Raw genomic sequence first — 23,771 nt, 5'->3', positions numbered from 1 at the left:
ACTCACTATTATACATGATGTTCGTCGGGGGGAAGAGTCCCGTACACTTAACCTCTTCCAAGCTTCTATATTTTGCTGTTGGGGAACTTCCTTCTCTCTTACTTGTGCTCTGCGCCCACCGCTTCCGAGATATGACTATACCCATCTTGGCGCAACAATTCGCGCAATCCTGCATGGATGCGGCGGTTTACTTCTGGCCCTTCATAGATCAGGGCTGTATAAATTTCCACAAGGCTTGCTCCCGCCTTAATTTTCTCATAAGCGTCCTCGCTTGTAAAAATACCACCTGAGCCGATAATCGGAAGCTTGCCTTCGGTCTGGCGATAGATCTGGCGAATGATTTCCGTAGAGCGATCACGGAGCGGCTTACCGCTTAGTCCACCTGTTTCCTTTGCATGCTGGTGAGACAACCCTTCACGACTAATTGTCGTATTGGTTGCGATAATGCCGGCTACACCGCTGTCCGCAATCGTGCTCACCATATATTCAAGCTCCTGGTCATTAACATCTGGTGCAATTTTGACAAGAACGGATTTGGCGGAGCCACCAATGCTCGCTCGCTGAGCTTCCATCTCATTCATAACCGCAGCAAGCAATTCTTTTAATTCATTCCCATGTTGCAGATTACGCAAATCCGGTGTATTTGGTGAGCTAATATTCACGACAAATAGATCGGCATATGTATACAGTGCTCGGATGCACTTCGCATAATCCAGATGAGCCTCTTCATTCGGTGTTGCCTTGTTCTTACCGATATTCACAGCAACTGGAATACGACGTTCCTTCAGACGGGATAGCTCACCTGCCATCGCTTCCGCGCCCAGATTATTAAATCCCATACGGTTCACTAGTGCCTCATCGGGAGGCAAACGGAACAATCGCGGCTGATCATTGCCTGGCTGTGCTAGAGGCGTCACAGTACCGACCTCCATGAACCCAAATCCAATCGAAGAAAAACCCGTTACGGCTTGTCCGTTTTTGTCCAGGCCTGCTGCCAATCCTACAGGCGTAGGGAAGTGGCAACCAAACATATCTACTGCGAGATCAGCCGTTTCACGCACACCGTACATCACACGTAAACCGGAAGGCACCGGGCGTATGCTCCCCATACCACTAAGGCCACCAATAATGAGATGATGAGCCTGCTCTGGGTCCATTTTGAACAATAGCGGTTTTGCAAGACTTCTATATAACAAATCGTTCACTCCGTTCTCGTCCGGTACGCTTTTAAAAAAGGCTTTCCCGTCTTTTCATATGTAAAAAAACACTCTATACACAAGTCTATCCGTTTCTTCTTCAAAAGGAAAGTAATTTACGTATAGACACAATCATTTATTCAGATCATCCAAAGAACGAACGGAAGTATCCGCTTTCCGCAGAATGCTACGATCAGAACCTTATACATGGCCTTAGATTAGACATTTCAAAATGGCGTCATAAGAAATCCACATGCATACTGGAAAAGAGAAGGGGAATTCTTTACAATGATACCATAGTCACATGAATAACAGCTCGATGGTAAAGGAGGAACAGCTCATGGCTCCGAAACGTAAACCACCAACACTTCAGCAGAAAAAAGAAGAAGTTAATCGTAAAGCTATCATTTGGACAGCAGCCAGTGTAGTCGGATTAATCATTATTATCAGCGCACTGATTATTATCGCCAATATGTAAATGAACCAACCCATGCTTTACATTCTACATAATGATTAAGCAGGCTGTGTAAGATCAGTTCGATGTTGATAGGTGCGTAATCATGCGATGTATGTATCTAGTTCAACCAGTGATACGTCTTGTTCGGATTATTCTGCTTAGGTACGAGCGTGTACTTGTAACGATCCTTCGCTTCTGGAACAACCGTCGTATCTGGAAGCAGATCCTTCCCTATCCGCACGGGAGTACCCTGAGGAGCAAGTGCGAATAACTCTTCTACATCCGCCTTGTTCATCCTCACACATCCAAGGGATTCATCTAGTCCGATACTATCCGGCTCGTTGGTCCCGTGGATGGCATAATTGGTATCCGAGAGTTGCATTCCCCTTGATCCAAACTCTCCGTTAGAGCGACCATTCGGATTAACCACTTTATCACTAATGACAAATTTGCCTTCTGGAGTTCGATCCCCGCCTAGCCCCACCTCATAATTGCGAATAATCGTGTTCCCACTGAGGAGCGCAAGTCTATGATTCTTCTTATCCACAACAATCTCCAATGGTTCCTTCAGGAAAGGCTCGCCACCTAACGTATCACCAAACACATCGGCTGAATTCGCTGCGTTATCGCCAGCGGCACTACCCGCTTGGGCGTTAGTAGCCTTACCTTGTTGATGCATCGCCAGTAGAACAGGGAACATCTGACTCATGCCGGGTGAGGTCTCACCTATTACATTATTAGGAAACGGCTGAGCAAGCTCGCTCACATTTTTCGGCCAAGCTCCATTCTTTTTCCGATAAGCTCCAATCGCACTGGACAGTGACACCGCTACCTCTTGTTTGGCTGTCCAAGCCGCTGCCAACTGTTTCACTTCCACTGAAACCTCTGGAGGCTCGCAATCACACTGCTTTGCATCATAACTTTGGGCTGTTAATCTCCCCTTATTGTTGGTCTGTATGATGTATTTCACTGGCATTTTACGCTTCCATAACGACCATTGATCCGATACCTGCATACCGAGAACAGCGGACGTCTGCACATTCGATCCAGCCCCAGCCCAGGCCGCAGCTAACGCAGCTTCCCCCTGACTCCCACCCCCGAAGGCGCCGGCAGTAAACACACTGGAATCGTTGCTTTCTGGCTCTACAAGCGATGTTTGATCAGCTTGTTCTTCCTGATCCTCCGTTGCTGCCAGTGCATCTGTGAGTGCTTTGGCTGTATCACGACTGAAGCCAGGTGCATCAGCAGGCGGAACTAACGCAAGCACCAGTAGCATTAACAAGGTTAACCATAACTTGCGAACCCGTTGTTTCTTCTCTTTTTGCTCACCCATCTCCACGAGTTTATTCTGATAGTCCACCCATATGTCTGCTGGTGCTTTACTCCGCTCGAAAGCTTCATATACCTCTCCAGCCTGTTGAAAGCAGTAGTTGGCTTTGGCTTCTTGCCCTTCGTTCAAGTATTCCTTACCAAGTAAATACCAAGCCATTTTATTATCGGGGTGTTTCTTCACATATGTACGTAAATGAGTATTTTGCATCCGATCCTCCATCAGTTCGCCGTTTTCCGTTTCTTCCTAATATATCGGCAGATTGGCGCTTGAAATCCATAGGACTTGAGTCCTCGGATTACTTCTCATCATTTTCGGGCAAATCCGTGTAAACAACGAAAAAGCACGTCCCACTGTGGAAGACAGCAGAAAGTGCTTAGCATGTACAATATGGATAATGAATTAACCTTCTTTGTTAAAAGGCTCATCCGCAACTTTGATGGAATCTGTAGGGCAACCGTCGCAAGCATCCTGCATATCATCGAAGAACTCATCTGGAATAGCTTTGATCCCTTTATTTGCATCACCATCGAAGATTACTTCTGCCAAACCTTCATCGTCGTAATCGTAGATGTCAGGTGCAGTTGCTCCGCAAGCTCCACATGCGATACATGTATCTTTTTCAACCCAAGTATATTTACTCATTACAATCTCTCCTCCTAAAAATTCACAAACGTACAGTATTTTTATCTAGAAACATATTAATACAAAGTAAGAGTAATTACAAATAATTTTATAACCGCAAGTCTCTATTATGCCTTATTTAATCAAGACTTTGCAAATTATCTTTTTGCAAGGAAGTTCCCCGTACTTTATGATCGCGCAGTAGTACGGATGGATCGTCACCGATCATGCCCGCAGTTACAACCGCATTTTCCCCAAATTTGTCACGTAACTGATCCATGATCCGAATCAAGCTCTCTTTCTTCGGTTTCTGCTCATATTCGAACAGATCCATCTGAATGGCAGATTCCTCACGCGGGATCAACGTTTGTAAAGTGATACCTAACATTCGAACCGGCTTCCCACTGCCCCAATGTTTAGCGAACAATGCGCAAGCTTCCCGATATATGATGGATGAATCCTCTGTAGGGACTTCCATCATCCGTGAGCGGGTAATGGTCTTCATGTCCGGCGTGCGAATGGTGATCTGGATACCCTGGCTTAACATTTCATGCTTGCGTAACCTTCTGGCGACCTGGTCACTAATGTTTAATAGAACGCGCTGCACATCATTCATATCTGATATGTCCGCTGGCAGTGTTGTTGTATGCCCAATGGATTTGTTCGCTTCCCGCTCAGCTTGCACAGGTGAGTGATTAACTCCATTAGCTGAATTCTTCAACCAGGTTCCATTGACACCAAATAGATCGGTAAGCATCCGCTCATCAGATTGAGCAAGTTGTCCAATCGTCTCAATACCGATCTTCTTTAGCTTCTCCGCTGTTTTCTTACCTATGCCAAACATTTCATGACAAGGTCTATGCCACAGCACATTCGGAACATCCCTCATCCGCAGAATGGATATTCCATTTGGCTTTTTCAGATCCGATGCCATCTTTGCCAGCAATTTGTTGGGTGCGATTCCGATAGAACAAGGCAATCCTAGCTCCTCCCGAATTCGATCCTGTATGCTGGCTGCAATTTCTATTGGTGTGCCGAACTGTTTAGAACCCGTGATATCAAGATAACACTCATCTATAGAGGTTGCCTCAAGCAGCGGTGTATAGCTGTACGCGATCTGCATGAATGCTCTGGAATACTTTCGATATAAATGAAAATCAGGTCGAATCACAATTAAGTCAGGACACTTCTTCATGGCCTGGTGCACAACCATGCCTGTTGATATTCCTCTGCCTCTAGCTACATAAGAGCAGGTTACAATAACCCCTTTTCGCACTTCACTGCTGCCAGCCACAGCCGTTGCTTTACCTCGATATAACTCAGGCTCCTCCGCTTCATGCACAGAACAGTAGAAAGCGTTCATATCCACATGCAAAATGACCCGCCCGGCGGCAGGATAATATTGTTCAACATGGGTATGATGCGTGCCGTCTGAAGACATATTCAACCTCCGCCCTTTCGTATATCGATTCATAGCCAACAAAAGCTATAACCTTACACCCCACACACTATAGTTTATAATATTCCAGTTTCTTATGTAAAATTATTTATACAAGCATTTTGCATCCCGTTGATCATCATCATGGAATTCAAAAGGCTTATCGTTATAATGAATTCCATCATACCTAACATATTTTCATCACGAGCTAGATCCCATTTATTTCTGAAAGAATTTGATGATCATTCGAACAATTGCCCATATACCAACTCCAAATATAATTGTAACTATTAATGAAATAATGTTATTTTCCCAAACAAAGTTCAAATTATCTCCCTCCTTTATCCAATTCTAACAAGCATAACATAATTTTCTCAGTCGTTCACGCTGTACTACAACTCAAAAATCCTATTTTTGTTACATGAAACTGCGATTTCTATGTAGCATTTGGCTATAATGGTGCTATAATAATTAATTATACAAATTCACGACTTTAGGACAAATCAACGCAGCCAGTTTAACACAGTGTAGCGTTGCAGAATCGAAGGATCGATTCAACTTAGGTTTTTTTTACTTTCCCAACTAACCAATAAACTTTTAAAAAAGCGCTTTATCTCAAAGGAGGATCTTCATGTCAAAGGCCATTTCCATCTTCGATACGACTTTACGTGACGGCACACAAGGGGAGGGTGTCAGCTTATCGGCAGATGACAAGCTTAAGATTGCCAAAAAGCTCGATGACCTGGGTGCTCATTATATTGAAGGCGGAATTCCGGGCAGCAACACCAAGGACATTGAATTTTTCAAAAGAGTCAAGGAATTGAACTTGAACGCCAAGGTGGTTGCATTTGGCAGTACACGTCGGAAAGGCTCTGTCGCCAGTGGGGACGCAAACTTACAACGAATCCTTGAATCAGGTGCTCATGCAGCGACACTCGTTGGGAAGTCATGGGACTTCCATGTGCACACTGCACTGCAAACGACTTTGGAAGAAAACCTGTCCATGATCTATGACTCTATCGCCTATCTTAAACAAAACGGAATGGAAGTCATTTTTGATGCTGAGCACTTCTTCGACGGCTTCAAACATAATCCCGAATATGCACAAGCGGTGTTAACCAAAGCACATGAAGCCGGAGCGGACTGGCTGGTTATGTGTGACACCAACGGTGGAACGATGCCCACGAGGTGCATGAGATTGTTTCAACGCTATACCGCGGACTGCCCCTCGCTCAGCTTGGTATTCATACGCACAACGACTGTGAACTGGCGGTTGCCAACACATTAAGTGCTGTACAAGCCGGGGCAAGACAAGTACAGGGTACAATGAATGGATACGGAGAACGCTGTGGTAACGCCAACCTGGCTTCTATTATCCCTAACCTACAATTGAAGCTTGGCTATGAGTGCGTGTCTGAAGATTCGATGAAACAACTGACCAACGTAGCCCGCTACGTGAGTGAGATCGCGAATGTGAACATGCCAATTAACCAACCTTATGTTGGTAATGCTGCATTTGCTCACAAAGGTGGAATTCACGTCTCCGCCATCTTGCGTGATTCCCGTACGTATGAACATATCGTGCCAGAACTTGTGGGTAACAAACAGCGTGTGCTTGTCTCTGAACTCGCTGGACAAAGTAACATTGTGTCCAAGGCTCAAGAGCTTGGGCTTGAGTTCGACCCTAGTAGCGAGAATTCTCGTCAGATTATAGAGAAAATCAAAGATCTGGAGCACCAAGGCTACCAGTTTGAAGGTGCGGATGCTTCACTCGAACTATTGATTCGTGAGGCAAATGGAGACATGAAAGAACTATTCACCTTCGAGTCTTTCAAAATGCTTGTAGAGAAAACAGCTGGAAAACCCGTTGTTTCCGAAGCTTTTGTTAAACTGAATGTGGGCGGGAACAGTGTGTACACCGCTGCTGAAGGTAATGGTCCTGTCAACGCACTCGATAATGCTGTTCGTAAAGCGCTTGTACAATATTTCCCTTCCCTCGGCAACATGCACCTTTCTGACTATAAAGTGCGTGTTCTGGATGAGAAAGATGCTACAGCAGCCAAAGTACGCGTTCTAATTGAATCCAAAAATACGGAAAACACATGGAATACGGTTGGTGTATCCGAGAATGTCATTGAAGCGAGCTGGGAAGCACTCGTGCATAGTTTCCGCTACGCGTTACTTCAGGAAAACATTCAGGACGAGCCTAGCATCGTTTCGATTGCTGCACTTGGGCTAAATAATCATTAAACTCATATTTCCCGGAAAATAAAAGAAGCGCTCTTCTCCATCTACGGAGAATGGGCGCTTTGTTTTTGGATTACACTTATCATCTGCTAACTTAATGCAAACATAATCGAGTTTCTCTTTTAATACAGTTACTTTTTAATCACGGCCTTGATTTTACGTTCCAACTCTTCCTCAGGTAAAATACCGAGAATGACCTCCTGAATAACGCCATTAGCATCAATCAGTACATTTGTAGGAAATGCCACACCGTTATACTTCGCATAAGTCGCTCCGTCTTCATCTAGCAAGATCGGGAAGGTAAGCTTATATTCATCAACAAAGGCTTTGGCATCCTTAAGCTTATCGTAAGATGTCACATTAACACCATACACGTCTAGTTTATCTTTGTACTTTGCTGCTAATGTATTGAGCTCTGGCGCCTCTTGTTTGCAAGGTTCACACCAAGACGCCCAAAAATTCACAAATATTGCTTTATCCTTAGCTCCACCTACATTGTAGGTTTTCCCATCCATAGCTGTAAGAGAAAATCCAGGAGCAAGCAGACCTGCACGAGGCCCAGTCTCCGTAGGAAGAGGTTCCTCCTGCTTGAATACCGCTGCAATTCCATCTCCTGCATTTTGCACTAATGCAAAACCAACGAGTAATACAGCAACAAACAGTATGTATAGATTTCTTTTCACGGTTATTCACCCTCTTATCGTCAGTATCCCGCATGATTTTAACATTCATATTGGTACAAAACCAGATCCTCTCACATATTGTACCCTTTTCCTCAAATTTTTTACAATCTGAATCCATAGAAATTGGACTTTTTAAACAGCTTCTATAAAATAAAATGAAAAAGGACTCCTGCCGAAGCAGGAGCCAAAGAGAGAGGGGTGAATACAAATGGCAGCACTTCGTGGACAGCAGAACACACTCTACATCCCTTCCTCCGTGGAGCAAGAAATGTCGGAGTACATGTTCCATTCGCTGCCGCAGGAAGCCTGCGGGGTTGTGCTGGGTGAAGCTGCAGCGGGCGGCATACGAATCAGTCGGTTTCAGCCCATTCGTAACGTAGCACCTGACCCGCTGCATCACTTCCAACTGGAGCAAGTGGAATGGATCCGTTGCATCTTTCAAGAACCTACCCTTATTGGTGTGTTCCATTCGCATCCTCGAACAGAGCCGTTACCATCTCTAGAGGACATCCACTCCCTTCCGACTTTCGCCGGTATGTTGAATGTATATCTAATTGGATCTCCCATTCATCCCAGTGATACGACAAGTCATAACAAGATGAACTTGCATGCTTACGAGATTCAATCCGAGGCAAAGACAGCTAACCAAGTTAATGAAAGAATCAAACATACATTACAGCCACTACAATTATGCATGACTTAGCTGCGTGTATAGATCCCCCAACGTTTCTACATTATGCTGAATCATATCTTCCAAGTAACAAGACCATAGTTGTGCCGTCATCTTTGCATCTTCCAGAGCATGGTGACGACCCTGAATGGTAATACCTCTTGATTCCAGTAGTTCATCCAGCCCATAACCAGGTCTACCAGGCTCCAGCCATCGCGCCAACATCATCGTGTCTATTAATCGGTGCGTAAGCCTTACCTTAGTGGTACGCCATAACGCTGCATTCAAAAAAGCACGATCATGCCCACTCGCATGTGCAACAAGCACACTACCACCAACGAATGACATAAAATCATGCAAACCCTCCAAAAGGGAGGGTGCATCCAATGTCATCTCCTGCGTTATTCCCGTTAGTTCAGTGATATGTTCTGGAACGGACGTCTTGGATTGTACCAATGTGTAGAACTGTTCCCCCTCCACGATGACACCGCCATTAATCCGTACCGCTCCAAACGAAAGAATCTCATCTCCATGTTGAGGCGAGAAGCCCGTCGTTTCAAGGTCGAACACAACTGCGTCCAACTCATTCAACGGGGTATGAAGCACCTCTGGTCTACGTTGCTCTCTCATCATGGAACGGATAAAAGCCATGTGTTGCGCCGTTGGGGCTCCCATTATGGAAGCGATGGCGGAAGGAACCCCTCCCTGACGCAGCGAATTCCAAAATCCTGTATTGCCCCGTGCCGGCTCTCTCATGGACGTCTCCTCTCCGCGAAACGCAGCTGTCGTTGCAGTGCTCGGTGCACACGACGTACCAGCCCTAATGTATTCCTCAGTTCATAATGCACTTGCTTTTGCTTCATTTGTTTCTCATCCAAAAATCCACTGCTGTGCTGTAAATCATTTTTGAGCACAACCGGCGTATTCCGCCGAAATTCAAGTGCGGATACAAAAGCTCTGCCAGCTGCATCCAGTAAGGTAAGCGGTACAGCCTCTAGCGAAACTAATCGCTCTATTCGCTTGAGTGTGGAGGTTTCTTTGATGCCATGCTGTAATGCCAAAAATCTTGCGCTATTTACTAGAGGAATGTATAAACCATATTTCACATCAAATCCTCCAGCATGTTCACCAAAACGCTCTGTGACCACTTGCCCAAGAATATTCAATGTAGCTTTATGTTTAACCGTGTTGCGTAGAACAGCATCGGACAGTTCAGGAACCTGCCTGAACCCTTCGTAAAATTCAGCAATCCATTCTTCCGCAAGTTGATGATCCCTGTAATAAAGCGCATATCTGAGGCAATTATGAGATTACGAACTGGCTCCCACGCTAGATCTGAACGCCATTCCAGCAACTGCTGCTTCCAAGCTTCAAGCGTCTTCCTCCATAACGGCTCAGAACACATGACCTTACCTTCACATTTGGCATAACCAAGCTCTTCTAACACATCTGTAATCCGCTGACCGAGCTCAGCATAATAGGATTCTTTTTCCTCATGCGGCATGTCACTAATGATCATGCCATTGTCCTGATCACTCCATAATGTTGACTCTTCCCTGCCTGAACTACCAAAAACGATAAAGGCATAGGGGACGGGAGGTTGGCCGAAGCCTTCCTCTACCATCCCCTGGATGCACAACTCTACTGCCTTCCGAGCAATCCGGTCATGCAGCTCATTTACCGTTTGGTACCATTCAACCTTCGACAAGGAAGCGGACAACAATTCCTGGAGCTCATTCTGTAATACGATACGTGCCTGGCGTAATTCTTCAACAGATGCTGCAACATCTATTTCCGTATAGGACCAGGAATGGTTGATAAACGGGATGGGTTCCATCATGTCCGGCCTCCTTGAAGCATGATTCAGCAATCTTCAACTTAGGAGCTGAACGTACCGCCTCCGTTGGATTTGCTTTCCGCATGTTTCATTTGCTCAGGATACCCGTAAGTACCATGCTCACTCATATCCAGACCCATTGTTTCTTCTTCTTCCGTAACACGGATACCCATAATAGCTTTCATACCGCCCAGGATAATGAAGGATACAACAAGTACGAAGGCAAATGCGCCTACAAGACCGAGAAGCTGTACACCCAATTGGTGGAATCCGCCACCATAGAACAGACCCGCTTGACCTACACCCGCATGCTCAGCAAGCTCTGGTGTAGCAAACAATCCTGTAGAGATCGCTCCCACATACCAGCAACACCGTGAACAGAGAAAGCATAGATTGGATCGTCAATACCTTTACGATCGAAGTATTGAGCTGTGAAGAATGTGATAATACCTGCCAAAGCACCGATTACCAAAGCTGCCCAAGGCTCAACGAAAGCACAAGCACCAGTGATTGCAACGAGTGCCGCAAGCACACCGTTCAACATACTAGGAATATCGGATTTACCAAGAACTGCCCAAGAGATCAAGAGTGCAGCTACACCACCAGCAGCCGCAGCTACGTTTGTAGTCAAAGCAACATAACCGAAGAATCCATCATCCAGAGCTGTTAATGTACTACCTGGATTGAAACCAAACCAACCAATCCAGAGGATGATAACCCGAGTACAGAATACACTTGGTTGTGACCTGGAATAATGTTAGGTTTGCCGTCTTTGTTATATTTACCGATACGAGGTTTCAACAAGATTGTAGCAACCAATGCTGCTGTCGCACCCGTTAAGTGAACGACTGTCGAACCTGCAAAGTCTTGCATACCCAGCTCTGCGAGCCAGCCGCCGCCCCATACCCAGTGAGCAACAACAGGATACATTATAATAGTATAAAGAGTACCGAAAACGATATATACGCTCATCTTTGCGCGTTCAGCCATACCACCGCAAGCAATGGCTAATGATACCGCAGCAAAAGCAAGATGGAATACAAATTTAACGGTCAGTGGAACATCCGAGAATGCCAATGACTCGAAGGAAGCAGCCATTTTGTCCCCACTCAGGAAAAATCCTGTTGTTCCGAAGAAGGCGTTACCGTTACCGAAGCCAAGGCCGAAACCTAGTGCCCAGAACGCAATTACTGAGATTCCTAACGTCAGGATCGTTTTACCCGCAATATGTCCTGCGTTTTTCATTCGTGTTGAGCCTGCTTCAAGTAGAGCAAATCCCCCTTGCATCAAGAACACCAACACAACAGCCAAGAACGTAAAGGCTGAGTTCAAACCACTTTGAAGCTCGATATTAGTCGGCCCCTCAGCAGCAGCGAATGCGCTGACCGGAAAAGCCAATAAAGTAAGCATTACTAACACCGAAACCAACCATTTCTTTCTCATGAACCCCACTCCCTCACATGTTAAGTTTCTTCACACATCGTGAAACTCTTAATGTCATTATAAGCAGAAGACAGGAAAGTTGACAAGAGTATTTTCAACAAAATTGAAAATTATTTCTGGGAATAAAGTCATACGTCTTTTTCTTGCACTTAAGTACATAATCATGGGGCATGAGCACATAGATATAGACCGATACACCTCTCATCTTCAAAGCATAACGTTTGACTGTATGGTTAAAGATCATGTATCATATCTATTAGTAAGAAAAACTGGGCGAACTGTATTAAGCCGCAGGTGGAATCTACAATTCCCTACATTTGAACTTGCAAGCGAGGTGAATATCATTGGGGATATGAAACTATTTAGAATTGGCGAACTTGCCAAGACCGCGGGTGTAAGCGAACGGACGATTGACTATTACACAAAACTAGGGCTCATTGACCCTGAAGAGCGTACAGAGAAAAATTATCGTCTCTATAGTAGTGAAACCTTAACCAGACTTGAACGTATTGTACAAATGAAACAAGAGAAGTATAGTCTCGACGAGATTAAACAATCTCTTCAGAAGTGGAGTCTGGTGAGTACTGAAGAGCAGGTTGCCCATAAACTGACTACCTTAGAACTTCACGTGCAGCAGCTTGAGCGCGAGGTTAACGAGCTCAAACCTCTCCTTGGCGAGATGAAACCTGTACAAGCACGCAAAATGATGGCAGGGCTGCTCACGAAAAGCGCAGGTACGATGGAAGCACTTAAAATTCTGCTCGAAAACACCATGATGTAACTTATTATTAGAAAGTGGAGGAATGAATATGAGTTTTAATAACGGTATGTTCGTTTTGATCATTATCGCGTTTTTGCTCTCTTTATGGGCTCAATTCCGCGTAAAAAGTACCTTTAGGCGTTGGGCTGAAGTACCCAACTTGAATGGAATGACTGGTTATGATGCCGCTCGTCACATGCTTGACGCTAACGGCTTGCACGATGTTCCGATTGAACCTGTTCGCGGAACCCTCTCTGACCACTATGATCCAATGAACCGGGTCGTTCGCTTGTCAGAGCCCGTTTATTACGAAAATTCAATCTCAGCCGTTTCGGTAGCGTGTCACGAGGTTGGACATGCGATTCAACATAAAGAAAGCTACCCAATGCTTGCATTGCGTCACCGGATCTTCCCAATCGTGAACTTTGCATCCGGTCTAGCTCCGTTCTTGCTTATCGCAGGTTTCCTCTTCAACGCTATGAATCTTGTCGGGATTGGGATTATCTTCTTCTCCGTTACCGTTGCTTTCCAACTGATTACCCTGCCGGTAGAATTCAACGCCAGCAACCGTGCACGTGAGATTATGGTATCTGAAGGATATATTCGGAACGAGGAAGAAAAAGGTGTAGCAAAGGTACTGAACGCCGCTGCTCTGACTTACGTTGCTGCAGCATTAATCTCCTTACTTGAATTGATCCGTTACATCGGTATTTTCAACAGCCGTGACTAATCAAATATCTAACATAAACAAAACAATACCCCACCGTTAACCGGATGGGGTATTGTTTTGTTGTAAACCGAAATAATTTAATAAAAATGATCGGAACGACTGCGCCACAAGCGGAAGCTTATCATCTGCTCGATGAATTAATCCAATCGTACGCGTCACTTTTGGATGGGAGATCGCTACGTGGGCAGGCTGCAAAGGATTGGTCTGAAACAGAGCCATCTCAGGAAGAAGGCTGACTCCCATACCTGCTGCAACTAATCCACGAATCGTATCCGTCTCTTCACCCTCAAAGGCAATTTTGGGTGTGAATCCAGCTTCGAGACAAGCATGCCATACAATCGGTCTCAGCGAGTAGCCTTTGCTGAATAACACAAACTTATCGTCTTTCAGCTGCTCTAATGCAATCGTTTCTTCATTGGCAAGTGTATGGTTCGGTGGAAGGATTGCATGCAATTCCTCCGTAAGTACAATATCCCCTGCAACCTGATCATGCTTCTCCGGAAAAGGAGAAATGAATGCCAGATCCACTTCTGCCGATAGCACGTCACGAATTAGGGTAGGAAACATGCCTTGCTTAAAACGGAATTTAACATTAGGATAACGCTGGCGAAATGCGGCCACCACAGAAGGAATTAGATGTATACCCAGACTGTGCGGGAAGCCAATTCGAATCTCACCATGCTCAGGATCCAAAAATTCATGGACCTCTCCAACTGCTTTGTCCAAATCCTTTAAAATTCCTTCTATGCGTTTACAGAAGAGCTGTCCCACAGCAGTCAATTGCAGATTCCGCCCCTTCTGCATAAACAGATCAACACCGAGCTCTTCCTCCAGTTGATGAATTTGACGACTTACCGCAGACTGCGCGACATGCAATTCTTCTGCCGCTTGGGTAACATGCTCCTTCTGTGCCACTTTCAAAAAGTAATGCAACTGTCTTAATTCCACTAGCCTGATCGCTCCATTCTGCTATACCCTACTTATCCTTACATGCATACCAAGATTACAGATCATTTGAAACACCCTTTATTACCTCTTCAACATCCGCGGACGCCATAACCGAATGATAAGTCCGTAGATAAAGAATCCACCTAACAATCCACCCAAGTGAGCCATCCAGTTAATCCCCGACATCGCGAACGAGAATATAATTCCGAATACAAGCAGCGTATATAGCGTTTTGCGCGACGATTCATCCATGATCGTTCGCTGAAACAACGCGACATACAGAAACGCCCCATAAATACCGTACACCGCACCAGAAGCGCCAACGGATATGGTTGTTTGTCCTACTGAATTGTACCAAGCAATTGCAAGTACATTACCCAGAACACCACTGGCAAGGTACAACACACCATACCTGATTGACCCGAGGATTCGCTCCATCGGAGGCGCAAACACAACGAGAGCAAAACTGTTAAATAACAGGTGACTGAATCCAGCGTGTAGGAAAATGGACGTAAAGTACCGCCACCACTCCTCCGAGTAGACTGGAAGGTTCGTTAACGCCCCCCACTCGACCAAGGTTACAGGATTGGTTGAACCACCGTTTAAACTCAACAGAATGAACATCACTACGTTTGCAACTAATAACATTGACGTCAAAGGAAAAACTTCAAATAACTCTTCCAATTTTCATACCTAATAAATATCATACGACTCTACTTTCACTCCACCCTGTCAGATCGGCTTTCATCTGATCCATCGTAATAAACTACGTCCACATTGGACAATGTCTTTCATAAAAGATTATAATGGATTTTGGCACGGATCACCAATTAATAAGGAGGAACATTATTATGGCACAAGAACGTACAGGCGCAGCTACATTCAAAGGTAACCCTATCACATTGATCGGACCTGAACTGAAAGTAGGCGACCAAGCTCCTGATTTTACACTCAGCAAAAACCTGATTGAAGAAGTATCCCTGAAAGACTATGCAGGCAAAATTAAATTGATTAGCGTTGTTCCTTCCCTGGACACCGGCGTATGTGATGCGCAGACTCGTCGCTTCAATGTTGAAGCTGGAGAACTCGGAGACAACGTAGTTGTCCTGACTGTAAGCGTAGACCTTCCGTTCGCACAGGAACGGTGGTGCGGAGCAGCCGGCGTAGACCGCGTTGTTACTCTGTCTGATTACAAAACACGCTCATTCGGCGAAAACTACGGTGTTCTGATCAAGGAATTCCAACTGGACATGCGTTCCATTTTCGTAGTGGATGCCGAAGATAAGATTACATATGTGGAGTATCTGCCTGAAATGACAGAATCCCCTAACTTCGAGCAAGCCATTGCTGCAGTAAAAGCTCTGCTGTAGAAGTCATACACGTCCCAGAACAAAAGCGAGGAAGGCTCACCTTCTCTCGCTTTTTGTTTTGCCATCATCTATATAGGACGTGTTTGAAAACTCGCTGAAGTTCACCTTTTCGCCCCTACTGTGTCACTTTCCCTTGATGCGCCCCGGCACGCCTGCGGAAAACGTCCTTACTCGGAACAAAAATTCGGCAATATCTGCTTCCTTCGGAGTTTTCAGACACGCTCTAATCATTCGTTTTGTATTTTACCAGCTTCTTATCAAGCACAGAGAATAAATTCATAATGGTACGATAGTTCGATCCCAGGTCTCCAAGTGAACCACGTGAAGCAGAATACATATCTACCGCACTACGCACAGGGCTAACTGAAATAATAGAAACGGTGATATCCATTGTTCGGCCAAACGTCGTACGTTTCTCCAAGATGATCTCTCCAACAGATGGTACTTCATGCAGCACTTTATAACCCGGAATTTTCTTAAGTGTAGAAGAAACCTCTTCCCACGCTCTCTCTTTAGATAGGTTATAATACCGTGTTTTTAATTTGGGATCCTTGGCTCGATCGCTGGTTCCCTCCATGCTTCGGATGATACCTACGAGCGTTCTCTTTAAGGTCAAGACCCTTCCTCCTTTGAGTGTAACCGTTCCATTTATGTATTCTAGTGTAACATTGTTCAAGATGTAACAAAAGGGTAACCCGCATTTTTAACAAAAATACGATTCTTCTCACAAAAAAGCACCCTGATATTCCTGGATTAGAGGAAATTGTCAGGGTGCTGTACTTGTAACATAGAAACCCGCCTATGCCGTCCGGCTACATTGTCTTATGAACCTGCTTGGCAGGTGGGTGGCCGCAAAAATGAATTTGAAGTCCCCATGTCGTATAGACAGGGCGTTTCAGCAACATTTTGTATTGATCTCCCGAAGACATCATCATTGGTTCAAAACAACGAATAACCGAAACGTACATCGCAGGATGTACAATTATTATATCCCTAACTGTGTAAAAAGTAAATGCCGACAGGGCATGTTTTATTTTCGCAGTGTTTCGTTTTTGTCATCCGCAGGGTCTGCACCCTCAATTGTTTCGACAGACTCTCCAGCTTGTGCTGCTTCCTCTTCTTCCTTCTGCTTCTGCATTTTCTCCATTTGCTCTTGCATCTTCATGAAGGTTGCATAGAAATTGAAGAACGCGAACCAAGCGATAATACTTACAATAAAGAAGACAAACAATACTGGATATCTAGAGCCGATGTAAATTAACAACCCACTTCCCAGCAAGGTCGAAAATACACGAAACGGTCTAATCAGTGTTAACAAAACTGCATTTTTGATAATCAATCCAATCGACATATGATAGTGCACAACCATTGAGAAAAAGTTAAACAGTGAAACGAACAACAACAGCAGCAACACTAGCATAATAATACCTACGAGCTGCATATTTTTGAACTGTGTCATGTAAACCGTATAATCTAGATACATAATGGCAAAAAGCAGCGTATAGAATATACCGCCGATCAAACTTTGTTTGTAATTCTCTTTGTAACCCACAAAGAACGTGCGGAAAATCGGCACATCCGTATCACCCATATTCCATTTACGTACAACCGTAAATAAAGCTGAGGTTGCCGGGAACAGTGTAAGCGGTGCCACAATCGCCATAGCCCAGTTCATTTGCAACGATTCATTAGCCAAGTTCTGTTGCATTACTAAGACCTTCATAATCATGAAAAACAAGAATGGAGACGAGCAAATAGCCCACAACAAGTTGGTTGCGGCAAGTCGTGTAATCCACTCTGTAAGCCTGTATATCCCGCCCATAGCTCCTTTAAATTCCAAACATTTCTCCTCCTCCGCAGCCTTGCGTGTAACCTGAAGTCTAATATTAATATACCTTATTTTATATAGTAAAAGCCAGTACTTCCGGAAAAGAGATGATTCACCTGATCTCGTCCTACTTTCTGTGACTTACAAAAAAAGAATGAGGCAGTCACCTGCCCCATTCTTTAGATCATGCTTTTATGTTATTTGATTAAATGTTATTCAAAAGATGAATCTTTGGCAGGACGACGTCCTTCATTGTTGCTTGGACGAGGCTTGCGGTCACGGTTGTAACCACCTTCTCTGCTTCCACTGCCACCGCTGTTACGATCGCGGTTGTAGCCACCACGTCCACCGCCACTGCTGTTGCGATCACGGTTGTAGCCGCCACCACCGCCACTGCGGTTACCACTGTAACCTGATGGTTTACGTCCGCCGGAGCGAACATCTGGTTTACGACGTTTAGCACGGATTGGATCTTCTGGAGTCAGATCCACTTGTGCATCTTTTTTGTCACCTGTCAAAAGTTTCAGAGCAGCAGACAGCAATTGCACAGAATCATATTGCTCAAGCATTTGAATTGCAATACCTTTGTACTCGTTCAATTCACCTGATTGTACGATCTCAAGCAAACGCTCAGCCGTCAAACGTTGTTTACCTTCAACAGCCTCAGCCAAAGTTGGCAACGGTTTACGTGGGATACGATGACGCGTTACACGCTCAATAAAGTGCAAGTGATCAATCTCACGCGGTGTAACGAATGACCAAGCAGCACCCTCTTTACCAGCACGGCCAGTACGTCCGATACGGTGAACATAGCTCTCAGGATCTTGCGGAAGGTCAAAGTTCACAACATGTGTTACGCCGGATACGTCGAGACCACGAGCAGCAACGTCAGTTGCAACGAGTACGTCAATGCTGCCGTCACGGAACTTACGCATTACTGTATCACGTTGGTTTTGAGAAAGGTCACCATGAAGACCATCAGCAGAATATCCACGTTTTTGCAACGCTTCAGCCAATTCGTCAACACGACGCTTCGTACGTCCGAATACAATTGCAAGTTCTGGAGATTCCATATCAAGCAAACGGCTCAACGCTTCGAATTTTTGACGTTCAGGCACTTCGATATAAGCTTGGTCAATCAGAGGTGCACTAACTTGTTTTGGAATTACGGACACATGCTCAGGGTTGTTCAGGAATTGTTGAGCCAATTTTTGAATGTTAGGAGGCATTGTTGCTGAGAACAGCATTGTTTGACGGTCGTCTGGAACTTGTTTCAGGATGGATTGAATGTCCTCCATGAAACCCATGTCGAGCATTTCATCTGCTTCATCCAATACAACAGTTTGTACATCATCAAGTTTGATTGTTTTACGGTTGATATGGTCTAGGAGACGTCCAGGTGTACCAATGATAATCTGTGGTTTTCTTTTCAGTGCACGGATTTGGCGAACAATATCTTGTCCTCCGTAGATTGGCAGGGAGCGCAAACCTTTGAAGCGAGTGAGTTTTTCGATTTCTTCGGCAACTTGAATCGCAAGTTCGCGTGTAGGTGCCATGATGAGGGCGCGGATTTTGTCGTCAGTCTTGGAGATTTTGCTAATCAATGGAATACCGAATGCTGCTGTTTTACCTGTACCTGTTTGAGCTTGACCGATCAAATCTCTGCCTTGAAGTGCGATAGGAATCGATTTGGATTGAATCGGTGTTGCTTCCTCAAACCCGAGCTCAGTGATGGCTTGCAGCACCAGTGGTTCAAGATTGAAATCTGCGAAATTTAAATTTGTCAAAATTATTCATACTCCTTCTATATGGTGGACATGGTGGACAATCCACTTTGTTGTCTGTATTCTTAAGTAGCGTTAATATTTATAGGGTATCCCATCTCGTCAAATTATTATCACAATTCATTATAATTCGTGTATGGGTCCCCAACATAAGACTAAAACTACACACATGCGTTTGAAACATTTCAAATTTTATTGATACATTTGGAAAAAGTTTCCTACTCAAGAATATCCACAAATCATTATATCACAAAACAATTCAAGATTACCAGCAATCTGGTTTTAAATATAAATGAGGTGATTAAATTGCCCAAAATAATTTGGCACTCTTTAGTGATCATTTTGGGTGCTGCAGCTATTGCCTGCGGCTTCAACTGGTTCTTAATTCCCCATCAAATGCTTAGCGGCGGGGTATCCGGTATTTCCATGCTTCTGGGTTATTTCACAACCCTGAATCTTAGTATAATGTATTTTGTTCTTAACATTCCCTTGCTCATCGCAGGTTGGTTTATTCTTGGACGACGTTTCATTATATTAAGTATTGTATCTGTAGCAGCGACCTCCTGGTTTATCGGTTTGCTGCCTGTTTTTGCTGTGTCGCCAGATCCACTGCTTAGCTGTGTGTTTGGTGGTATTCTTGTTGGATTGGGCACAGGCATTTCGTTCCGAGTGGGTGGTTCAACTGGCGGGCTTGATATTGTCGGTTCCATTTTCACACGCAACCGCGACTTTCCCATCGGTACCGTTATGGCGGGTATGAACGGAGCGATCATTATGCTCGCAGGTTACTTGAGTGATAACTGGACAATTGCCCTGGCATCTATGGTATCCATCTATATCACGGGTAAAGTGCTGGATCTGATCCATATCAGCCATGTCAAAGTAACACTGTACATTATTACGAACGAAACCGAAGCGATGCTGAAGAAATTGCTTGTTCGTCCACGGGGTGTTACGAAGATCAAAACCCAAGGAGCATATACCGATATCGAAAAGGACATGTTAATGACTGTAACGACTCGATATGAGCTGGTTGAGATCAAACGAATCATTAAAGAAACCGATCCAAAAGCATTTGTGAATATTGTAGAAACGGTTGGCGTTATGGGTTCCTTCCGTCGAAGTTAAGACACCTGTACGGTTAACAATTATCATAAATGTGGTATAATAATCGTGCACGGCTCCTAAATATGATGTATAGCAGGATCTGCCCTTCAATTTCACAGGCACTTTGCTTTTCCGATTCGCGCCGAATGACTTACCATTTTGGAATTCGAGTAGGAAAGGGTGATTATTGTGGATATGGAAACGGTAAAACTGTTTGAGATCGTCAACAAATGGTGCCCGGAAATGCTCCCTTTCTTGAAACCGAATGAGCTCGACTCACTGATTGTTCTCCGAGATGGGCTGGGCATCTTGGAGCAGGGAGATGCAATAGAAATCATTCAGTACAGTATTTGTGAGCATCAGAACGATATTTACATTCAATAATTTTTAGATTGTTCATGCCGCTTCTTGTGAGGGTTATCCCCTATCAGGAAGCGGTTTTCATTTTTTACACATGTTTCATCACTTGGATAATAAGGTTAAAATCCGGGAGGGGTTCACTGTATAATACAGATACGGAAGCACATAAAGGGAGTGGAATGCAATGAATATGTTTTGGGCCTTACTTGCCATGGCCTTGGGAAGCTTCAGCGGCTCTTCGGTAACGTCAGATCAGGGAGTAAAGGCATCTCCATCGATAACGAATAACTTCAATACAGCAATTATTCAATCTCAACAAGATCAAGTGGTAATCGACGCAGACAATCCTCCGGTTAAAATCGACCCTCAACCCGATGCACCCATTGTCAAAGGTATCTATGTCACTGCCTATAGCGCTGGTGGAGCACGCATGAAGGAATTATTGCAGCTAATAGACAATTCAGAGTTAAATTCCATGGTCATCGATATCAAAGACGATCTAGGATATATTACATACCCGACAGAGAATAAAACGTTACTTGAAATGGGTACATCCCAACCCTTCATTCGGGATATTGATGCACTAATGAAAAGACTACAGAAACATGACGTGTATCCCATCGCGCGAGTCGTCGTTTTCAAAGATACGATTTTGGCCGAAAAGAATCCAGAACTTTCATTCAAGAACAAAGACGGAAGCGTCTGGGCTAACAGTAAGGGCGATAGCTTTGTGAACCCCTACAGCAAAGAGGTGTGGGATTACAATGTTGCAATTGCCAAGGAAGCAGCCAAACTTGGATTCAAGGAAATTCAATTTGACTATGTTCGGTTCCCGGAAGGCTTTGAAAATCGCGCGGATACGTTAAAATATACGAAAACAGACAAATCACGGGTTGATATTGTAGCTGAATTCGTGCAATACGCTCGCAAGGAGCTTGCTCCATTAGGCGTTAGAGTATCTGTCGATATTTTCGGATATGCTGCATCTGTCCCTGCTGCTGAAGGGATTGGACAGGATTTTGTGAAGATATCAGAGAATGTAGATGTCATCTCACCCATGGTGTATCCTAGTCATTACTCTACAGGCTGGTATGGTGTGAAGGATCCAGATAAAGACCCCTACACAACGATCAAAGGATCCATGGAAGACACACATAAGAAACTGGATCCAACCGAGGAGCTTAAACCGATCATACGGCCGTGGATTCAAGATTTTACGGCTAGCTGGTTAGGCAGTGGGCATTACGTGAAATACGGGAAGAAACAAGTCGAAGACCAGATCAAAGCCATGAAAGACATGAATGTGGATGAATATCTGCTCTGGAATGCATCCAATCGTTATACGCCAGGAGTTAATTACGAATAGATATCTGGAAAGGCACTTATTCTAAATCATTATATAAATAATATAAAATACAGCCCGCTCCGTATTCGACGAAGCGGGTTTTTCATGCCGCTCTGCTCTTCTCTGTTCAAACGCAATAAAATCATCTACAATAAGTAGCTGTCCAGAAATAACACGATGATGATAACTTTATGAGAATAGCGAGGCATTTCACGTGAACATGACCACAACAAGCTTTTCGCAGAAAGCAAAACAATTTTTGATCATATTTCTACCCATCTTCACCACACAGATCGCTTTATCTGCCATGTCATTCTTCGATACCAACATGTCAGGCAAATTTTCTCCTTCTGATCTAGCAGGTGTAGCCATTGGTACGAGTCTGTGGATGCCTGTACAGACAGGCCTTAGTGGTATTCTAATCGGAATTACACCTGTTGTTTCCCATTTACTCGGTGCTAAACGTAAGGATCAGATCGGTTACAATGTTATACAGGCTTTGTATCTTGGTATTGCGGTCAGTTTATTCGTTCTTGCCGCAGGTGCGTTGCTGCTGAAGCCAATTTTAAATGCTATGCCGTTGGAACCACGAGTGGCTCAGGTTGCTTTTTACTTCTTGAGTGCTCTCGCCTTTGGAATTACGCCTTTATTCGGGTATACCGTTCTCCGTAGCTTTATGGACGCTCTCGGACAGACGCGAATTAGCATGTTAATTACGTTGACCTCATTACCTGTGAACATTCTACTGAACTATCTGCTTATTTTCGGACGTTGGGGCTTCCCTCAATTAGGCGGTGTAGGTGCTGGGGTAGCAACAGCCTTTACCTATTGGCTCATCTTTCTAATCAGCCTTTTCGTTGTGCATCGGGTAGAGCCATTCGCTCAGTATGGTATCTTCCGTCAAATGTCTAGAATATCTCTTGGGAAGTGGAAAGAACTGCTCAAAATCGGTATTCCTATCGGATTCGCTACCTTTTTTGAAACCTCCATTTTTGCAGCTGTTACGTTATTAATGAGCCGTTTCGATACCATTACGATCGCTGCTCATCAGGCCGCCCTAAACTTCGCTTCTACGCTCTATATGTTACCTGTAAGCATCTGTATGGCTCTTACGATCCTTGTAGGCTTTGAAGCAGGTGCAGGGCGAGTGAAAGACGCGAAACAATATAGCCTTCTAGGCATTGGCGGCGCGATTGTGCTGTCCTTGTTAACCGCCGTCGTATTACTTGTGTTCGGCGAACAGATTGCCGGTCTTTATTCGAATGATCAGCAAGTTATTGCACTAACACAGCACTTTTTGATCTATGCGATCTTCTTTCAAATATCAGATGCCATTGCTACGCCGACACAGGGAGCGCTTCGAGGGTATAAGGATGTGAACCCTGCTCTAATCATTACGTTTATAGCTTATTGGATCATTGGACTGCCCGTTGGATATATTACGGCTACTTATACGTCACTTGGTGCATTTGGCTACTGGATTGGATTGATTACAGGTCTGGCTGTCGGTGCAGTAGCACTGCTTTGGAGATTGTTCTTGGTACAGCGAAAAGCTGCCACTGAAGCATAAGTGTGCAAACGCAAAAAGAGCACGCCCCTCGATAAGGGCTGTGC

General features: G+C 44.5%; 19 protein-coding genes, 1 other RNA gene and 4 pseudogenes. 10 read left to right on the top strand and 14 right to left on the bottom strand.

Features of this window, described 5'->3' with window-relative positions; translation table 11 throughout:
• Positions 1 to 98: 98 nt before the first annotated feature.
• The gene (locus DMB88_RS10285; RefSeq protein WP_128101271.1) at positions 99 to 1,196 is read right to left on the bottom strand and encodes a quinone-dependent dihydroorotate dehydrogenase; all 1,098 of its coding nucleotides are present in this window, start codon (positions 1,194 to 1,196) and stop codon (positions 99 to 101) included.
• Positions 1,197 to 1,536: 340 nt separating this feature from the next.
• Between DMB88_RS10285 and DMB88_RS30215 the strand changes: the two genes are divergently transcribed.
• A complete protein-coding gene (locus DMB88_RS30215; RefSeq protein ID WP_164848664.1) occupies positions 1,537 to 1,674 on the top strand; it encodes a hypothetical protein in 138 nt (45 codons plus the stop codon).
• Positions 1,675 to 1,771: 97 nt separating this feature from the next.
• On the opposite strand, the gene DMB88_RS10280 is transcribed toward DMB88_RS30215, so the two are convergent.
• From DMB88_RS10280 to DMB88_RS10270, 3 genes are all read right to left on the bottom strand, one after another.
• Complete coding sequence (locus DMB88_RS10280; RefSeq protein WP_128101270.1) at positions 1,772 to 3,193, bottom strand: L,D-transpeptidase family protein; 1,422 nt, start codon at positions 3,191 to 3,193, stop codon at positions 1,772 to 1,774.
• A gap of 192 nt (positions 3,194 to 3,385) precedes the next feature.
• Positions 3,386 to 3,628, bottom strand: coding sequence for a ferredoxin (locus tag DMB88_RS10275; RefSeq protein WP_056700300.1), 243 nt, complete (start codon positions 3,626 to 3,628; stop codon positions 3,386 to 3,388).
• 118 nt (positions 3,629 to 3,746) lie between these two features.
• Positions 3,747 to 5,048, bottom strand: a complete 1,302-nt coding sequence (locus DMB88_RS10270; protein ID WP_128101269.1) for a DNA polymerase IV — start codon at positions 5,046 to 5,048, stop codon at positions 3,747 to 3,749.
• A gap of 628 nt (positions 5,049 to 5,676) precedes the next feature.
• On the opposite strand from DMB88_RS10270, the pseudogene cimA reads away from it, so the two are divergent.
• Positions 5,677 to 7,178: pseudogene (gene cimA, locus DMB88_RS10265) on the top strand (citramalate synthase); the annotation flags it as partial.
• A 245-nt stretch (positions 7,179 to 7,423) separates the two neighbouring features.
• On the opposite strand, the gene DMB88_RS10260 reads toward cimA, so the two are convergent.
• Positions 7,424 to 7,975, bottom strand: a complete 552-nt coding sequence (locus DMB88_RS10260; protein ID WP_128101268.1) for a TlpA family protein disulfide reductase — start codon at positions 7,973 to 7,975, stop codon at positions 7,424 to 7,426.
• Positions 7,976 to 8,183: 208 nt separating this feature from the next.
• Between DMB88_RS10260 and DMB88_RS10255 the strand changes: the two genes are divergently transcribed.
• Positions 8,184 to 8,678 (top strand): M67 family metallopeptidase, encoded by a 495-nt coding sequence (locus tag DMB88_RS10255; protein ID WP_128101267.1) that lies wholly within the window; start codon positions 8,184 to 8,186, stop codon positions 8,676 to 8,678.
• On the opposite strand, the gene DMB88_RS10250 is transcribed toward DMB88_RS10255, so the two are convergent.
• From DMB88_RS10250 to DMB88_RS10240, 3 genes and pseudogenes are all read right to left on the bottom strand, one after another.
• Positions 8,664 to 9,401, bottom strand: a complete 738-nt coding sequence (locus DMB88_RS10250; protein ID WP_128101266.1) for an exonuclease domain-containing protein — start codon at positions 9,399 to 9,401, stop codon at positions 8,664 to 8,666. The two genes, DMB88_RS10255 and DMB88_RS10250, sit on opposite strands and share 15 nt — an antisense overlap.
• Positions 9,398 to 10,482, bottom strand: a pseudogene (locus DMB88_RS31965) (DUF294 nucleotidyltransferase-like domain-containing protein). Before DMB88_RS31965 ends, DMB88_RS10250 begins: the two are co-directional and overlap by 4 nt.
• A 41-nt stretch (positions 10,483 to 10,523) precedes the next feature.
• Positions 10,524 to 11,925: pseudogene (locus tag DMB88_RS10240) on the bottom strand (ammonium transporter).
• A gap of 352 nt (positions 11,926 to 12,277) precedes the next feature.
• Between DMB88_RS10240 and DMB88_RS10235 the strand changes: the two are divergent.
• Positions 12,278 to 12,706, top strand: a complete 429-nt coding sequence (locus DMB88_RS10235) for a MerR family transcriptional regulator (protein ID WP_128101265.1) — start codon at positions 12,278 to 12,280, stop codon at positions 12,704 to 12,706.
• A 28-nt stretch (positions 12,707 to 12,734) separates the two neighbouring features.
• Positions 12,735 to 13,415, top strand: a complete 681-nt coding sequence (locus tag DMB88_RS10230; RefSeq protein ID WP_128101264.1) for a zinc metallopeptidase — start codon at positions 12,735 to 12,737, stop codon at positions 13,413 to 13,415.
• A 36-nt stretch (positions 13,416 to 13,451) separates the two neighbouring features.
• Here DMB88_RS10230 and DMB88_RS10225 read toward each other — a convergent pair whose 3' ends face one another.
• Positions 13,452 to 14,363: a glutamate biosynthesis transcriptional regulator GltC gene (locus DMB88_RS10225; protein ID WP_128101263.1), complete on the bottom strand. Its 912-nt coding sequence runs from the start codon at positions 14,361 to 14,363 to the stop codon at positions 13,452 to 13,454.
• A gap of 81 nt (positions 14,364 to 14,444) precedes the next feature.
• Positions 14,445 to 15,070: pseudogene (locus DMB88_RS10220) on the bottom strand (rhomboid family intramembrane serine protease).
• Between the two features lie 144 nt (positions 15,071 to 15,214).
• Between DMB88_RS10220 and tpx the strand changes: the two are divergent.
• Positions 15,215 to 15,733, top strand: coding sequence for a thiol peroxidase (gene tpx, locus DMB88_RS10215; protein WP_056700278.1), 519 nt, complete (start codon positions 15,215 to 15,217; stop codon positions 15,731 to 15,733).
• A gap of 223 nt (positions 15,734 to 15,956) precedes the next feature.
• On the opposite strand, the gene DMB88_RS10210 is transcribed toward tpx, so the two are convergent.
• The 4 genes from DMB88_RS10210 to DMB88_RS10195 form a co-directional block, all read right to left on the bottom strand.
• The gene (locus DMB88_RS10210) at positions 15,957 to 16,349 is read right to left on the bottom strand and encodes a DUF1499 domain-containing protein (RefSeq protein WP_128101262.1); all 393 of its coding nucleotides are present in this window, start codon (positions 16,347 to 16,349) and stop codon (positions 15,957 to 15,959) included.
• A gap of 172 nt (positions 16,350 to 16,521) precedes the next feature.
• Positions 16,522 to 16,712: non-coding RNA, 6S RNA (gene ssrS / locus DMB88_RS10205), on the bottom strand.
• 51 nt (positions 16,713 to 16,763) lie between these two features.
• The gene (locus tag DMB88_RS10200) at positions 16,764 to 17,573 is read right to left on the bottom strand and encodes a YesL family protein (RefSeq protein ID WP_128101261.1); all 810 of its coding nucleotides are present in this window, start codon (positions 17,571 to 17,573) and stop codon (positions 16,764 to 16,766) included.
• Between the two features lie 200 nt (positions 17,574 to 17,773).
• A complete protein-coding gene (locus DMB88_RS10195) occupies positions 17,774 to 19,348 on the bottom strand; it encodes a degradosome RNA helicase CshA (protein WP_128101260.1) in 1,575 nt (524 codons plus the stop codon).
• A 303-nt stretch (positions 19,349 to 19,651) separates the two neighbouring features.
• Here DMB88_RS10195 and DMB88_RS10190 point away from each other — a divergent pair, with 303 nt between their 5' ends.
• From DMB88_RS10190 to DMB88_RS10175, 4 genes are all read left to right on the top strand, one after another.
• Positions 19,652 to 20,473 carry a YitT family protein gene (locus tag DMB88_RS10190; RefSeq protein WP_128101259.1) on the top strand — a complete coding sequence of 274 codons (822 nt, stop codon included), beginning with the start codon at positions 19,652 to 19,654 and terminating at the stop codon, positions 20,471 to 20,473.
• Positions 20,474 to 20,647: 174 nt separating this feature from the next.
• The gene (locus DMB88_RS10185) at positions 20,648 to 20,836 is read left to right on the top strand and encodes a hypothetical protein (RefSeq protein WP_174715279.1); all 189 of its coding nucleotides are present in this window, start codon (positions 20,648 to 20,650) and stop codon (positions 20,834 to 20,836) included.
• A gap of 160 nt (positions 20,837 to 20,996) precedes the next feature.
• Positions 20,997 to 22,178 (top strand): putative glycoside hydrolase, encoded by a 1,182-nt coding sequence (locus DMB88_RS10180; protein WP_128101257.1) that lies wholly within the window; start codon positions 20,997 to 20,999, stop codon positions 22,176 to 22,178.
• 199 nt (positions 22,179 to 22,377) lie between these two features.
• Positions 22,378 to 23,727, top strand: coding sequence for an MATE family efflux transporter (locus DMB88_RS10175; protein WP_128104396.1), 1,350 nt, complete (start codon positions 22,378 to 22,380; stop codon positions 23,725 to 23,727).
• Positions 23,728 to 23,771 lie beyond the last annotated feature (44 nt).

The sequence above is a fragment of the Paenibacillus sp. DCT19 genome (assembly GCF_003268635.1).
Taxonomy (GTDB): Bacteria; Bacillota; Bacilli; order Paenibacillales; family Paenibacillaceae; genus Paenibacillus.
This window is presented reverse-complemented; position numbering and strand designations above follow the sequence as displayed.

Excerpts from the sequence above, each read along its gene's own strand:
- DMB88_RS30215 (WP_164848664.1), top strand. The coding sequence starts at position 1,537 with ATGGCTCCGAAACGTAAACCACCAACACTTCAGCAGAAAAAAGAAGAA.
- DMB88_RS10280 (WP_128101270.1), bottom strand. The coding sequence starts at position 3,193 with ATGCAAAATACTCATTTACGTACATATGTGAAGAAACACCCCGATAAT.
- DMB88_RS10275 (WP_056700300.1), bottom strand. The coding sequence starts at position 3,628 with ATGAGTAAATATACTTGGGTTGAAAAAGATACATGTATCGCATGTGGA.
- DMB88_RS10270 (WP_128101269.1), bottom strand. The coding sequence starts at position 5,048 with ATGTCTTCAGACGGCACGCATCATACCCATGTTGAACAATATTATCCT.
- DMB88_RS10255 (WP_128101267.1), top strand. The coding sequence starts at position 8,184 with ATGGCAGCACTTCGTGGACAGCAGAACACACTCTACATCCCTTCCTCC.
- DMB88_RS10250 (WP_128101266.1), bottom strand. The coding sequence starts at position 9,401 with ATGAGAGAGCCGGCACGGGGCAATACAGGATTTTGGAATTCGCTGCGT.
- DMB88_RS10235 (WP_128101265.1), top strand. The coding sequence starts at position 12,278 with ATGAAACTATTTAGAATTGGCGAACTTGCCAAGACCGCGGGTGTAAGC.
- DMB88_RS10230 (WP_128101264.1), top strand. The coding sequence starts at position 12,735 with ATGAGTTTTAATAACGGTATGTTCGTTTTGATCATTATCGCGTTTTTG.
- tpx (WP_056700278.1), top strand. The coding sequence starts at position 15,215 with ATGGCACAAGAACGTACAGGCGCAGCTACATTCAAAGGTAACCCTATC.
- DMB88_RS10185 (WP_174715279.1), top strand. The coding sequence starts at position 20,648 with ATGGAAACGGTAAAACTGTTTGAGATCGTCAACAAATGGTGCCCGGAA.
- DMB88_RS10180 (WP_128101257.1), top strand. The coding sequence starts at position 20,997 with ATGAATATGTTTTGGGCCTTACTTGCCATGGCCTTGGGAAGCTTCAGC.
- DMB88_RS10175 (WP_128104396.1), top strand. The coding sequence starts at position 22,378 with ATGACCACAACAAGCTTTTCGCAGAAAGCAAAACAATTTTTGATCATA.